The sequence below is a fragment of the Vibrio sp. TAP-3B genome, from assembly GCF_057784735.1.
In genome coordinates, this window is sequence record NZ_CM173496.1 from 862,092 (window position 1) to 876,622 (window position 14,531).

General features: G+C 44.6%; 13 protein-coding genes and 1 pseudogene. 5 read left to right on the forward strand and 9 right to left on the reverse strand.

The genetic code is table 11. The annotated features are described in order from the left end of the window. Nucleotides 1-100 precede the first annotated feature (100 nt). The 6 genes and pseudogenes from AC3D28_RS18365 to AC3D28_RS18390 all read right to left on the reverse strand — a co-directional run bounded on the left by AC3D28_RS18365 (nt 101) and on the right by AC3D28_RS18390 (nt 7,021). Nucleotides 101-1,747: a BatD family protein gene (locus AC3D28_RS18365; RefSeq protein WP_488536250.1), complete on the reverse strand. Its 1,647-nt coding sequence runs from the start codon at nt 1,745-1,747 to the stop codon at nt 101-103. 4 nt (nt 1,748-1,751) lie between these two features. Beyond that, nucleotides 1,752-3,619: pseudogene (locus AC3D28_RS18370) on the reverse strand (VWA domain-containing protein). Next, nucleotides 3,612-4,616 (reverse strand): vWA domain-containing protein, encoded by a 1,005-nt coding sequence (locus tag AC3D28_RS18375; protein ID WP_488536251.1) that lies wholly within the window; start codon nt 4,614-4,616, stop codon nt 3,612-3,614. The pseudogene AC3D28_RS18370 and the gene AC3D28_RS18375 overlap by 8 nt, the downstream one beginning before the upstream one ends. Beyond that, on the reverse strand, nt 4,609-5,085 hold the full coding sequence (locus AC3D28_RS18380) for a DUF4381 domain-containing protein (RefSeq protein ID WP_488536252.1): 477 nt from the start codon (nt 5,083-5,085) through the stop codon (nt 4,609-4,611). The genes AC3D28_RS18375 and AC3D28_RS18380 overlap by 8 nt, the downstream gene beginning before the upstream one ends. A 38-nt stretch (nt 5,086-5,123) precedes the next feature. After that, nucleotides 5,124-6,050 carry a DUF58 domain-containing protein gene (locus AC3D28_RS18385; RefSeq protein ID WP_488536253.1) on the reverse strand — a complete coding sequence of 309 codons (927 nt, stop codon included), beginning with the start codon at nt 6,048-6,050 and terminating at the stop codon, nt 5,124-5,126. A gap of 14 nt (nt 6,051-6,064) precedes the next feature. Further along, nucleotides 6,065-7,021, reverse strand: coding sequence for an AAA family ATPase (locus AC3D28_RS18390; protein WP_488536254.1), 957 nt, complete (start codon nt 7,019-7,021; stop codon nt 6,065-6,067). 297 nt (nt 7,022-7,318) lie between these two features. Between AC3D28_RS18390 and AC3D28_RS18395 the strand changes: the two genes are divergently transcribed. The 5 genes from AC3D28_RS18395 to AC3D28_RS18415 all read left to right on the forward strand — a co-directional run bounded on the left by AC3D28_RS18395 (nt 7,319) and on the right by AC3D28_RS18415 (nt 12,618). After that, nucleotides 7,319-9,235: a methyl-accepting chemotaxis protein gene (locus tag AC3D28_RS18395; protein WP_488536255.1), complete on the forward strand. Its 1,917-nt coding sequence runs from the start codon at nt 7,319-7,321 to the stop codon at nt 9,233-9,235. Between the two features lie 56 nt (nt 9,236-9,291). Further along, nucleotides 9,292-9,492 carry a restriction endonuclease subunit S domain-containing protein gene (locus AC3D28_RS18400; protein WP_098413644.1) on the forward strand — a complete coding sequence of 67 codons (201 nt, stop codon included), beginning with the start codon at nt 9,292-9,294 and terminating at the stop codon, nt 9,490-9,492. A 354-nt stretch (nt 9,493-9,846) separates the two neighbouring features. Further along, nucleotides 9,847-10,695 carry a mechanosensitive ion channel family protein gene (locus tag AC3D28_RS18405; RefSeq protein WP_098413645.1) on the forward strand — a complete coding sequence of 283 codons (849 nt, stop codon included), beginning with the start codon at nt 9,847-9,849 and terminating at the stop codon, nt 10,693-10,695. 258 nt (nt 10,696-10,953) lie between these two features. Continuing rightward, complete coding sequence (yghU, locus tag AC3D28_RS18410) at nt 10,954-11,811, forward strand: glutathione-dependent disulfide-bond oxidoreductase (protein ID WP_098413646.1); 858 nt, start codon at nt 10,954-10,956, stop codon at nt 11,809-11,811. A 402-nt stretch (nt 11,812-12,213) separates the two neighbouring features. Continuing rightward, nucleotides 12,214-12,618 (forward strand): SPOR domain-containing protein, encoded by a 405-nt coding sequence (locus tag AC3D28_RS18415; RefSeq protein ID WP_098413647.1) that lies wholly within the window; start codon nt 12,214-12,216, stop codon nt 12,616-12,618. Between the two features lie 372 nt (nt 12,619-12,990). Here the strand turns inward: AC3D28_RS18415 and AC3D28_RS18420 are convergent, their stop codons facing one another. The 3 genes from AC3D28_RS18420 to AC3D28_RS18430 all read right to left on the reverse strand — a co-directional run bounded on the left by AC3D28_RS18420 (nt 12,991) and on the right by AC3D28_RS18430 (nt 14,460). Then, nucleotides 12,991-13,464 carry a peroxiredoxin gene (locus AC3D28_RS18420; protein WP_098413648.1) on the reverse strand — a complete coding sequence of 158 codons (474 nt, stop codon included), beginning with the start codon at nt 13,462-13,464 and terminating at the stop codon, nt 12,991-12,993. Nucleotides 13,465-14,057: 593 nt separating this feature from the next. Then, the gene (locus tag AC3D28_RS18425; protein ID WP_098413649.1) at nt 14,058-14,198 is read right to left on the reverse strand and encodes a PA3496 family putative envelope integrity protein; all 141 of its coding nucleotides are present in this window, start codon (nt 14,196-14,198) and stop codon (nt 14,058-14,060) included. 52 nt (nt 14,199-14,250) lie between these two features. Then, complete coding sequence (locus AC3D28_RS18430) at nt 14,251-14,460, reverse strand: hypothetical protein (protein ID WP_098413650.1); 210 nt, start codon at nt 14,458-14,460, stop codon at nt 14,251-14,253. Nucleotides 14,461-14,531 lie beyond the last annotated feature (71 nt).

Consider the following 14,531-nt stretch of genomic DNA (forward strand, 5'->3'; position numbering starts at 1 on the left):
AATAACTATAAGCGATGGTAACTTTGCCCCTCTACACGAGGGGCCTTTTTTTCTCGTACACGCTTTTCTATCGATATCACTTCAGCTGTGAGTCTGCTGTTTATAGTTTTTCTAGCTGGTGATTAGGTTTTATTATTTTTGCTTGCCCAAGTTTTTGAATGTTAGCCAGTAGCGAGTCTGGGCTCCACGGCTGTGGGGTCACACTAAAGCGTGCTTGGTTCATCACATTGAGCTCTTGTTTTACTGCTTGCACATCCGCGGGATTTAACCTTTCTCCGTGCGTATTTAAGAATTCATTTATAGAACGTTCAATTTTAGCGGCGTCACCTTCTTTAATGATGTTCTTTAATGTCTCGACACCGCGTGGGTTTTCGGCTTGTATGGTTTGTTCTCGTGCGGTTGTTGGGCGGTTTTTCCAAATTAAAAACGCAATGACTAACGTTACCACCCATAGTCCAGCGAAAACAAAGGTTAAGGTTTGCCATATCTCATTCACGCCATTTTGTCGCGTTGGACTGGTACTTTGCGCGGGTGGTGCTGGCTGGGGGGATTCCGGTAACGTGATCAATCCAGTGTCACTTTGCTCGACTTCTAGATTCAGCTCAGGCAACGTCGCTTGCTTTGTCGTGTCTCGTTGACTGTCCCACCAGTTCAGAGTATACCCCGGTAAAATATATGAGCCTTCTTCGGTTGGGATGAGAACTTGCTTCATGGTCATGATAACCGTGCCATCTTTCGCGCTGTCGAACTGAGGCTGTTCTGGGTAGACCCGCAGCGAACTTGGATAATCAATACTCACTCGTGGCAAATATTCGGCTTGTGTTCCGCGAGCTTTAATTTGAATGGTTCGAGTGAGTGAAGCGCCCTGTTTGACAGTGTTGAGCGCATTAACCGACATTGGGTTACCTTGATCGTCTTGCCAGCTCTGCGTCATTTCTAACGCTGAAGCTGGAAGCCATTCACCTTCAAATTCGCTTGGGATTGGTTTTACTTCGATAGAGATTTGCTCAGCTTTGGTGTTGATTGGCATGATCTTGGTTGAGCCCGTCAAGCTGTCGCCATAAATGTAAGAGCCTGTCAGTTTAGGACCTATCAAGGTGTAAGTGCCCGGCTGATTCGCCGTTAAGCGAAACGACTGTTCAATGACCGCTACTTCTAATCCATTTAAGATCTTCTGTCCTTGTTGTAAGCCACCAAGTGCTTCAAGCTTCATGCCTTCAATCTGTGGAGGCACAATCTGTGGGTTATCCAGACGGCGGGTATCCGCTTTGATCAAAAGCTGCATACGTAATGTCGCAGATTGCTGAGGGTACAGCGTGCGGTTGTCGACATTGATATTAAAGCTAAATAGGTCATCGAGATTAGGTTCTGCTTGGCTTGCGGTGACACGCAGTTTTATTGGCTCCGTTCTCATGCCATCTGCGGAAAAGCTCGGAATAGTCAGAACACCTTCTTTCATCGGCGCAATTGAGATACTCCACTCAGTACGCACAGATTTTCTTCCGTTAATGTTATTGCTGGAGCGACCATAATGAGGTTGACCCAAGAAAAAGTCTTTCTCAAGTACATTAAAGTCAATTGCATCTGAGCTGATCTCAGTATCTGCCATGATCCTGAGGTTGATCACTTCATTCTTAGCAACTTGTGTTTTATTGACACTGGCTTGAAGCGTCTGTGCCATCACCGAGAAGCTGGATAATAGGCTGGCCACAAGAATAAAGATCAGTTGTACGCCTTTGTTCATCACGGGCTTACCACTCCTTTTGAGATTGTTGTGGAGGTTGTTTTTGTTGAGCTTGAAGCTGCATTTGTGCACGAATCAAAAAACTTGGGTCGCGAGCGCTTTCGACGGCTTCTAGACGACGGAATTCAGGATCATCCTGATGCGTATTTTTTGGCTGCACTTGAGCCTGCTGCATTGGTTCACCTTGTTCCTGAGCTTGCTTTTCATCTTGTTTTGGTCGATGTTGCTCTGTTTTTTCTTTTCTTTTTTATTTTCAGATTCTTGCTGGTTTTGTGACGGCTGACCTTGCTCTTCCTTCTCACCGTTTTGAGACTTGTGTTGCTGTTGCTGTTGCTGTTGCTGTTGCTGTTGCTGTTGCTGTTGCTGTTGCTGTTGCTGTTGCTGTTGCTGTTGCTGTTGCTGTTGCTGTTGCTGTTGCTGTTGCTGTTGCTGTTGCTGTTGCTGTTGCTGTTGCTGTTGCTGTTGCTGTTGCTGTTGCTGTTGCTGTTGCTGTTGCTGTTGCTGTTGCTGTTGCTGTTGCTGTTGCTGTTGCTGTTGCTGTTTCAGCTTCTGTTCCACAACCGACAGGTTTTTCTTTGCGGCTTCAAAGTTAGGCTTTTCTTCAAGCAGTTTTTTATAAAGCTCTGCCGCTTCTTCTAATTGGCCATTTTGCGCCAGAGAGTTGGCAAGGTTATAGCGGCCGTTAAGAGAGGCATCATGAGAAAATGCTTCGATAGCGGCGTCGTAGTCACCTTTTTGGTAACTGGCTGCCCCTTTCCAGCTTGGGTTTGTAAATAGATTTTGGGCTTGTTCATATTCCCCTTGCTTGTAGAGTTCCGCTCCTCGTTGGTCGGCATTTAAGAACGGATTGGCTTCGGCGTGTGGTGTCCAAGTCATCGGTATTATTGTTGCCACAAACATCCAAATCAGGCCGCGTCGGAATAATAAAGCTGCAGGCAGAAGTAACAGCGGCAGTAACCAAAAGCCACCATTTAAGCGAGAGTCAGTGCTCACTTCTTCACTCTGCTTGGCCGAAAGGTGACTGCCAACGTTGTTCGTAAAGCCCGAAATGTTCTCAACATCGCGATTGGTGTGCTGAATAGGAACAAAAATTCCACCTGTTTGCTTGGCTAGTACTTGTAAGTTCTTAAGGTTTGTTTTCGCTACGACTGTTGTGCCTTGTGCGGTCTTTAAAAGAGAGCCATCGGGTAGGGCGATGGGCGCGCCATTAGCAGTTCCTATTGCGAGAACAGAGATGCGAATGTTTTTACCTTTGACTAACTTCAACGCGCGAGACAGCTCTGACTCATCAAGGTCATCAGCTAACACGATGATGTCGCCTTGCAGCGTGCCTGTTTGAGAGAACTGATTAAGCGCCAGTTCAATCGCGGAAGGCAGGTTTGCCCCTTGAAAAGGCATCAGCTCTGGTGACAAATTCTCGATAATGCCGGCAAGCGTGCTTGAGTCGGTCGTCAGTGGACTTAAGTTATAGGCATCGCCAGCGTAAGCAATAAGCCCCGTAGCGCCCTCTTGCCATTTAGGAAGTAAGTCCAGCGCTTTATAACGCGTTTGTGTTAGTCGATTGGGCTTGATGTCCGTAGCAAACATCGAACGAGACATATCAAGCACTAAAATGCGGTTTTGGTTTAACTCAAAGCTTGGTCGAGCGTTGGATTGCCAGCTTGGTCCCGCTAGCGCAATACAGGCAATCGCCCAAGATAAGCCCCAGAGAATAAAATAGTGTTTGGACTGCGCGTTTTGTCCGAGTACTTTTGCTAGATGAGGAGCAATCAGTGTCGAATTTTTTGCTCTAAATTTGTGATTGAGCAAGAGCGCGATAGGGATCGCGATGAGCCCCAACAGCCAATAAGGGTTAAGGAAAATAAACTCAGCCATGTTTTCTCCTCAGTAGGAATAACAATACCGACAATACGAATGCAGCGCTTAATGGGTATGGGAACCATTCTGACTGCGGACGCCAAGTTTGCGTGTCGCTAGACACGGGCTCTAGTTGGTTGATGGTGTCGTAGATCTTTTCGAGCTGCTCAGTATCTCGCGCCCGAAAATATTGTCCTCCCGTCATCTCTGCCACTTTAGTGAGTGTTTGCTCATCCAAGTCGGCTGCGGTGTTAACCTTGCGAGTCATGAAAAACTCTTTCACCATCATTTCACCAGCGCCTACGCCGATGGTGTAAATGGTCGCATTGTATTTTCTCGCGATTTCCGCTGCTTCGAGCGGTTCGAGCACACCAGCAGTATTGCTGCCGTCACTGAGCAAAATCATGACTCGTTGCGGAGCGTCACTGTCTACAAAGGTTTTCGTGCCTAGGCCAATGCCATCACCAATGGCGGTTCGTTGACCAACCAAGCCGATGACGGTTTGATTAATCTGCTGCATGACGGTTTTACGGTCTGCAGTGAGTGGCGTCTGCAAATACGCGTGATCGCCAAACAAAACAACCCCGAGACGGTCGCCTTTTCTCTTTGCCACGAAATCCGACAGAACTTTTTTGACAGCAGTGAGGCGGTCGATGTATTCGCCGTTGAGCTCCATGTCTTCTTGCTGCATCGAGCCAGATAGGTCGACGACTAACATCAAGTCCCGATATTTGGGTTGGAACTCAACTGGGTCACCAAACCAAACTGGACGCGCACAAGCAATGATCAGCAGAACCCAGATCGCCATTGATAGTGCTTTTTGTAGGGCTTGCTTAGGCTTGCTGCCACTTTCACTATTTGGCAAATATGCCAATTTGATCTCGGCTTGTTGAGATTCTTGTGGCAGGAGCTTGTATACCAGACAGGGGACAGGCAGCAAAAATAGTGCCCACCACCAGACAAATTCAATGTTTAGCCATTGGGCAAGTTCGGTTATGAGTGTTGGCTCAGTCACGGTTATTTGCCTTTTTCTTTGGTGGCAAAGCGTGAGTTATCCAAAAGACACAATCATCGACCAAGCTTTGATGGTTTTCTTGAGAGGATTTCTGATACAGCGCTTTTTGCCACTGATGTTGTTTGTCTACGAATCGAGTTTCTTTGGTATGGCTATCGAGAAATTCATACCAAGCGATCCCAGTTAATGGCGCGATTTCTTCACGCGGAAAGTAACTCAATGCCGCCTGACGCAATATTTCCAGAGCAGAGGAAGGGGTATGAGGTGTGACAGATTGAGTTAAAAGTTTTAAGGCTGCCTTTTGCGCGCGTAGGCGTTTTTTACGCCATTTCGTATAAAGATAAATGCTGAAAACGAAAAGTACGGTGACCGCAAGCACTGCCCACCATCCCCAAGCGAGCGGAAACCAATCCGGAGCGTTTGGTAAAATCAGAGGTTCAAGGTCTAGGCTTTGGTTGTTTGTTGTCATTATTATTACTGCTTAATAAATGCTGCTGGTACAGTTTGTTAGCTTAATTGTGAAATTAGGGGCCAACCACTTGATAGCGTGTTAAATGGAATCGCCATCGAATGGCATTGCTGTTTAATGATTTCTTGGTGTTGAGTAAAGTGTGTTTCGAGTTCCTTTCTTTGGCCCTTGGAGCCAAAGTTGAACCATTGGCTACGTTGTCCATCCGAGGCTTTTACTTGGCCTCTAAAGTTTGTTTCGCCTTTTTCTAATGGATCATAAAACTGAATAGCCCTCACACTGTTGTGCTGTTTTAGTCGACGTAACTGCGTCAACTCTGCTGCGCTTATGTGGGCAAAGTCACTAAGCATAATCAGCTCGCTGCCCTTAGGTGTCAGTGTATGAAGTGTCTCTAACACCTGAGTATACGGCAGTGTACGAGCCTCGCTGTTGGCAGTACGAGCCACCTGCGCGTTATGTGTATCGACGATAGCATTAAGAATCCGCAGCCCCTGTTTTTGTAGAGAGGAAGGGCGAAACTCAAAACATTGATGTCCATCGTCAATCACCGCACCGATGCGATCCTTTTTAGCCAAAGTGAGCCAAATTAGCACACTGGCAAAGTGGGCCAATTGAACCGACTTAAGCACATACTTAGACCCAAAATGCAGGCTAGAACTCAGGTCAAGGTAAAGAATCACAGCTTGTTCTTTGTCTTCTGCAAACAGCTTGGTGTGCGCTTTCCCGGTACGAGCCGTTACCCGCCAATCAATGCTGCGGATATCATCGCCAGGTTGGTATTGGCGTACTTCCATAAAATCCATACCTCGCCCTTTTTGGCGGCTGGTATGGTTACCGCTCATTTGCGACCAGATATTTTGTGCGGGTGGCAACCAACGTACAGATTGAGTGCGGTATTGCAGCAGCTCTTCAAGGGTTAATGTCACCCCATTCGCATGAGGTGGCAGTGGATGCGTTGTGGACATATCATTCACCCGTCCTAGGCACTGCCAACGAGGTTTAACAACTTATCGATGACTTGGTTTGCGGTAATGCCTTCCGCTTGCGCGTGGTAACTCAGTAATAAACGGTGGCGCAAAACCGGATAAGCCATGGTTTGAACATCTTCTGGGGAGACAAAATCACGACCCGCAAGCCAAGCGTGCGCACGAGCACAACGATCCAGAGCGATGGTGGCACGCGGACTAACGCCCATTGACAACCACTTATCCAGTTCAGTGTCATATTCGCGGGCTCGACGTGTCGCCATAACTAAACGAACGATGTACTGTTCAATCGTTTCTGCCATGTGAATATCCAGCACTTCTTTACGCGCGGTGAATATATCTTGTTGGCTTAACATTGGGCGCTCGACGGTCGTTTCGCCTTTTGCTTCACCACGGTTAATACGCAAGATAGAGAGTTCATGCTCCGCATCTGGGTATTCCACTTCTAAATGTAACAAAAAGCGGTCTAGCTGCGCTTCCGGCAGCGGATAAGTCCCTTCTTGTTCAATCGGGTTTTGAGTTGCCATGACCAAAAACAACTCTGGCAGCGGGTAAGTATGACGGCCGGCTGTGACTTGTTTTTCTGCCATTGCTTCAAGCATCGCCGCCTGCACTTTGGCCGGCGCGCGGTTTATCTCATCCGCAAGAATAAGCGAGTTGAAGATAGGGCCAGATTGGAAAGTGAACTCTCCGGTTTCGGGGCGGAAGATATCGGTGCCGGTTAAATCGGCTGGCAGCAAGTCAGGGGTAAACTGAATTCGGTGGAAGTCGCCTTCAACACAGTCTGAGAGTGATTTTACTGCACGGGTTTTTGCCAGCCCTGGAGGACCCTCAACCAAAATATGTCCATCTGCCAAAAGGGCAACAAGCAGTTGCTTGACTAGATCTTGCTGACCAATGATTTGCGATTCTAGATAAGACTGAAGGCTTTCGAAGTTAGATTTATGCATGCTTTGGACTCTCGATATCCATTTGGTTTTGGTTTTGAGTATTGGTTACTTCCGATAAGGAAAAGTTCCAGTTGGCTCTCGCAATTATTGTTCAATATTGGGGCGTAAAAAAGAATTACAAGCACTTGTTAACGAGCAAAGTACTTAAATGACAATACGTTACATCTAATTTTCATCAGATAGTGAGAAATGCCTCTAGTTTTATCAACATGAGCCGATATAAATATCGTGATATGAATGCCCCTGAATTCGCCAATTTTGGGGTCAATGACAAGTGATTCTTTAAAAGGTCCGAATATGTTGAAACTTTATTCTCTGAGTATCAAACAGAAGGTTGTACTTGGTATTACTTTCGCTGTTCTGGCATCAACAATCATTGTTGGTGTGATGGCTCAGCGCCATGCAAGAGATGTGTTGAGCCACCGTCTTATTGATATTGAGCTACCGGCAATCTTGCAACAAATCAATACGGAAATTGACCGCGAAGTTGTAGAAATGCAACAAGCCGCAAAACAGCTTGCGACAAACGAGTTTATTGTTGAAGCCTTATCGAATACAGACCGCGACCCGTCGGTAGAAGCTCAGTTGGTTCAGCAGCTGAATAACGTGAAATCCCAATATGATCTGAACGATGCGTCAGTAGCAAATCGTCAAACGGCCTATTACTGGAACCAAAATGGTTTCTTACGTCAGCTTAATCAAACACAAGATGCTTGGTTCTTTGACTTTACTTCTTCACGAAAAGAGACATCAGTAAGCATTTTCCAAGAGGCGAATGGCGACGTAAAAATGTTTGCGAACTACCAAGACCTGAATGGGACGTCAATGTCGGGGCTTTCTAAATCGATCGATGATATGGTTTCGCTGCTCAATGGCTTTAACATTGAAGATACCGGTTATGTTTTCCTGACAAATGATCAGGGGAATATTCAAATACACCGTCAGCAGGGCAAAAACCAAACATCGATTGCTAAGCTCTTCGGAAGCGATGCGAATCAGCTATTGAATAAAAATAGCTTTAACCTGATAAATGTAGAGTTTGAAGGGCAGGATACCTTTGTCTCTAGCCTTTATGTGCCTTCGATGAACTGGTTCGTCATTGGTGTGGTTCCCGTTGACGAAGTATTTGCTGACCTGAATGCAACCGCTCAAAAAATGCTGTTTACAACCATCATCGTGGCTGTAGTGTTTATCTTAATGGGCGTATGGTTGGCGAACAGTATCACGAAACCAATTCGACTGATTGCCGATCGTTTTACCGACCTTGGTCAAGGCGAAGGCGACTTGGCGCAGCGTATTGAAATTCAGGGTAATGATGAAATTGCGCAGCTTTCAAAGGGCTTTAACGGATTTATTGAGAAGATCCACACAACGATGAAAGAAGTGGCGTTGACCAGTGGCTCATTGAGTCACGCAGCGGAGAGCGTCTCGTTGAAAGCGACATCAACGCATGACAATAGCCAAGAGCAACGTGACCAAACCATTCAAGTCGTCGCCGCTATTAATCAAATGGGCGCGACCATCAGTGAGATTGCTTCTAATGCTGCAACCGCTGCCGACACGGCCAATCAGGCCTCTGAGAATACACAAATCGGTCGTGAGGTTGTGATCAAAGCAAAAGAAGTCATCAGCCGCTTAGCCGATGATGTCGAGTCAACCAATATCGTCGTGACTCAACTGGCTTCTACCACCAAAGATATTGGCTCTATTCTTGGAGTCATTCGTGATATATCAGAGCAAACTAACTTGTTGGCGCTTAATGCGGCAATTGAGGCGGCCCGAGCGGGTGAGCAAGGTCGTGGTTTTGCAGTGGTAGCCGATGAAGTGAGAAACCTAGCGTCACGTACAAACGACTCTACAGAAGAGATCCAACGGATGATCAACCAGCTTCAAAGCGATGCACAAGATGCGGTTAGTGCGATGGAAGCAGGCAAGGCGGTGACGATTGAAGGGGTTGCGTCTACAGATGAAGCGGTAGAAGTATTGATTAACATATCCGAGCGAATTACTGACATTTCAGACCGTAATACCCAAGTGGCGACGGCGACGGAAGAGCAATCTACCGTGGTTCATGCGATCAACCAGAACATCGAAGAGAGCAACGCAATCAATGAAATGACGACGGCGACAGCTGAAGAGCTGGCTGGTGCGAGTCGTGACCTTCAAGCCCTCTCAGCTCGTTTGGATAAGATGGTTGGTAGCTTCAAGCTTTAGAGTTGGATAGAATAGACCAAGTTTAAAAGTTCAATGACTATATTTGGGTGAGTACTATGAATGACTTTGAAAATGAACTAGAGCAGATATCTCAAGAAGCAGGGCAAGAGCCAGAAGTAAAGCTACCATCGCTAGAGGAACAAAAAGCGATTGTTGCAGAGCTGAAAAAGCTAGAAGCAGAAGGTAAGCTGACGCCAGAAGTGTTAGAGCAACACTTTGGTCAATTTAACCAGAAAAACGCTGTGCCAGTTCACTAGATAGCGTCATTTTCATTGCCAACATTAGCTCGAAAGAGCAACGCTTATTCTTAAAAAAGGGAGTCGTCGATACTCCCTTTTTTTATCTCTTCAAAAAGATTAGACCCCAATAATTCACCAGTTAGAAGTGATTGCCCCTGTAATCATTTTTAGTCAATTCCTCTCATTTAAAATCGTTGCCGCGGCTGCAAATCAAGTCATTTTCGCTGAACCCAATATCTTGACGTTATTTGGGTGTTTTTAAAAAGGTTTGCGCGGACAACTTACTGAATAATTTGTTATGGTTACCTGCTAATAGGAGATATTCCTAATCGATAGGCTATAGGCCATATTTTTATACAAAGGAGCTGGGTAATGGAGAGAGTGCAGTTGGTGGTCGATTTTCTTCTCACTCATAAATTGTTTTTTACTGCATTAATATTTTTTCTCATGTGGTTAGTTCGTCGAGCCATTTTGTCCATGATTCGTGGCGATGACGCCTTTCTTTCGGAAGATCAGCGCAGTTGGATGTCCAGAACTAAAAATGGCACCTTTACGATTACCTTGCTGATTCTATTTATTTTGTGGCAGTCGGAAATTAACGAATTCGCGCTAAGTGTGACCGCGATAGCTGTTGCAATTGTTGTGGCATCGAAAGAGATCATTTTGTGTTTTACTGGCTCGATACAAAGAGCAAGCTCGCGTTCATTCCGAGTCGGTGATTGGATTGAAGTCGGTAAGTTGTGTGGTGAAGTGATCGAACATAATATGATGGCAACCGTGATCCAAGAAATTGATCTCCACCACGGTCAGTATCACTACACAGGAAAAACGGCGACGCTACCTAACAGCATGTTTTTTACTTATCCTGTAAAAAATCTCAATTTTATGAAGCGTTACGTTTACCATAACTTTTCTGTGGTGGTGAAAGACTTCGTTAATTTATACCCTATATTGCCGACATTGGTCGATAAAATCGAAGAACATTGCAGTTACTTCAGAGATGTTGCCCACCGTTACAATGCCATGATTGAGAAGCATGCGGGTGTTGATTTACCTGGGGCTGAGCCACATATCCATATTTCAAGTAACATTAATGGCGAACAAATTCTGCATGTTATGATTTTTTGCCCGACAGATAAGGCAAACCATCTAGAGCACCTGATTCGTAAGGACTTTATGGAGCTTTATGAACAACGGTTTCCTTTCGTGAGTGAAAGATAAAGAAGAATTAATCTACGCTTAAATATAGCCCGCGGTCGAAAGTAGCGGGTTTGTTTATTTTTTTGACTAGACTCCAACCACCTCAAGAGATTTGATTCATCGAAAATGGCTTGGTTTGCTTATGGAGCATTGATATTGAAGGTTTAGATCAATACCTTGAGTATGGCCATTCGAGAATGGGGCGAATAAATTTAATCATGCTGTCGGCGCGCTGAGTCGTCAACTTGCAAATACATTCAAACACAATAAGGGATCACCATGACTAACGAATACATTCCACCAAAAGTTTGGACAAACGATAATGAAAACGGCGGTCAGTGGGCGAGCATCAACCGACCGGAGTCTGGTGCACGACATGAGCAAGAGTTACCAGTTGGTGAACACCCATTTCAACTTTATTCTATGGGCACGCCAAATGGGCAGAAGGTGACCATCATGTTTGAAGAACTGCTGGCAGCTGGTGTGGTAGAGGCAGAATACGATGCATACATAATTAAGATTGGCGATGGTGATCAGTTTGGCTCTGGTTTTGTATCGGTCAACCCAAACTCGAAAATTCCTGCTTTAGTCGACCGTTCTGGAGATGAACCAATAAACGTGTTTGAATCTGGTAACATTCTGTTTTACCTGGCGGAAAAGTTTGGTCACTTCCTACCAAAAGAAGGTGCGAAACGTGTTGAGGTGATGAACTGGCTATTCTGGTTACAAGGCTCCGCTCCTTACTTAGGCGGCGGTTTCGGCCACTTTTATGCTTACGCACCAGAAAAGTTTGAATACCCAATTAACCGTTTCACTATGGAAGTGAAACGTCAGCTCGATGTGCTTGATAAGCGCTTGGCGAACAATGAGTTCTTGGGCGGCAATGAATACAGTATCGCGGACATCGCAACATGGCCATGGTACGGTAACTTAGTATTAGGTCGTGCTTATGACGCCGCTGAGTTTCTGGATGTTAATAGTTATAAGAACGTCGTACGTTGGGCGAACGCGATTGATGAGCGTGAGGCGGTGAAACGTGGTCGCATTGTAAACCGCTCATGGGGGGAAGAATGGGAGCAATTACCTGAACGCCATAGCGCAGAAGATATTGATAATGTATTAAAACTTAAACCATAAGTGTTCTATAGCTAACGATTTCAAGAAGCTGAATTTTGCGAGAAGCGGTCCTTGATGCCACCAATATTCAAAGAGTAAGGCGTTGGCAAAAGTATGCGACCAAGTAGGTACGAATATAGTTAAAGAGACAAAAATGAGTTGCATCAGAATCAGCAGAGGAAAGCAGTATTATGGTAGATTTTATTGTAGCGAGTTGGTTCTAGTCATTGATTAAATTAAATCAATTTACTAAGGCGGCCTAGATGGTCGCCTTAGTTTTTTGGGATACTCATTACGCTCAAAACTGTAAACCGTCTTGTTTATATGATGTTTCCACAAGAAATTGTGTTTACAGGAAGGTTATATTACTTATCAGTTTTTGAGTGTGAGAGAAAAGAAACTAGAACCAAAATGGAGTGACACGTGCACAAGATTTTATCTTTGACATTGATTTTTTCGCTCATGGGCTGCGCCATGCCTCATCAACAAGTCGATAGCGGGCAGTGTGTTGGAGTGATGAATTCTCAAGATGCATATGGCTATTTAAACCCGAATCATTACACGGTTCAGGTGCTAGCGCTCAAACAAGAGAAAGATGTGAAAGATTACATTCGTTACATCGATCCCAAGCACCCTGCATGGGTCAACTGGAAAAATAGTCGAGGTACTCGCTGGTATACAGTAACCGTTGGCGATTTCGAAACCAAGCAGGACGCCTACAGTGCGCTTTCCTCACTGCCTAGTCGAGTGAAGCAGTCGTCTCCGTTTGTACTGACTTTCGCTGAAATGCAGCGCAAACAAGAAACAAGTGTTGTGAGAATGCGCTAACATCTCCTATTAAGCCCCCAACCATCGAACGGTATTGAATTGGGGGCTGTGTTATATGCTCTCAATTCTTAAAACCTCCCCCCCTATCATTTCTTATTTTTAATATAAACCAAATCAATAACGGAATAACCACGTACACGTTTTAAGAGGTACTTGACTATGCATATAAGTGCAAATGATGCCTCATATGTTAAACCTTATTGTTATTTCTATAAGTCTAGGAGGGGAAAAGCATGTGGTGGGACTGTGGAGAGGTTACTGAACGTACTTATTTGTTGGCGATGTTGCTAATTATGTGGGGTCGAAGAAAACAATTTGAGATGTATAAGAGAACAATCGCCCCTATGACGTAGGGGCGATTAATTATAAAAGTTAAAGCGCTGCAAGAATGGTTTCTGCTTTACTTGCTTCAAACTCTTTTGGTTGTTCTACGTTAAGCGTTGTCACGATGCCGTTTTCAATGATCATAGCATAACGTTGTGAGCGAACGCCGCCAAAGCCGCCTGTATCCATGTCAAGGCCCAACGCTTTGGTAAAGCTTGCATCGCCATCGCCTAACATCAGGATTTCAGAAGCATTTTGCGCTTCACCCCAAGCTTGCATAACAAATGCATCGTTTACAGAGACGCATGCAATCAAATCAACGCCTTTCGCTTTCAGTTGATCTGCCAATACAACATAGCCTGGTAGGTGAGCTTCTGAGCAAGTAGGAGTAAATGCGCCAGGTACAGCGAAAAGCACAACTTTCTTGTTGGCGAACAGTTCAGTGACCTCGTGATTGACCACGCCATCGGCAGTCAGTTCGCTGAGGGTCGCAACAGGTAGTGCTTGGCCTTGTTGAATCATGATTTCTTCCTTTTTGTGCTGAGTTTTGCTCATTCAGTCTAGCGTTTAACCGCAGAATTAACCACGGAAGGTTTGTAAGGGTATCTCATCTTGAACGTTTTACTCAAGGTGGTGCTGATTTTTACAGAGTAGAGGGGAAAGCGCTGGTTAACCGTTAATGTAACCGCGGAAGTGTCTGAGTGAATTAATTGCCACGACAACGCCTTTACCGAAATCACTAGGTATTCTGGGGCATCTTCATGTGCAACACAGACTAGACCACACCTTTTCTTTACCAACTTGAATAGGACAAGCACGAAAGAATTTTTGATATGTAAGTGACACTCTATTTTTTGGAAGGACTTGAATAAATGTGTGCATAGTTCATGTAAATTTATTAATTTAACTATACCCAAATAACCTTGGTGTAAGAACTAAATAAAAGTCATTTGGGTATAAAAGGCTCACAAATCATATATGCTTTTTATGCAACGATATTTTGGCCTAGAAGAGTTTGATTATGAAGAGTTTGGGTATTCGTGTGGCAAAGGCAAGTGGCGGTACCTTGCACAACGATAGTGATGTCATAGCCTTGGAAGAGTAGCTGAAAGGTTTTAGAGATCAAATAATTTATCAAATTCTCTTTGTTCCATAATATCTTCTATACGACGTCGTGTTTGTTGTTTTACAGCGGCCGTATTTTTCTCAGACTCTTTCTTTTCTTTTTCAATCTGCTTTTTAGTTTTTTTAGCCATTAGATACCTTCCAAATTAATTTGCATATATTTATTAATGCCTGAAAATCGTATTATTTGACAGTAAAACTTCCTAACTTTGAACCTGAATCACAGAGAATGGTCCCAGAGAGTGTTTTTTCACAATATTGAAAATCGATAAGATAGCAATCAGAGTGCAGTTTGGGTAATACATGCCTTCTTAAAACATCACCATTTAACTGATGTATTTTGGCCTTCCAAGAGGTATGCGATTGTTCTAAATTAAATGCAATTTCTAACATTTATTCTCCTGTGGTGTGATGATTTTTTCTTTATTGATCAATTGATACCAGTGCCTTTGACGGCCTGTTCT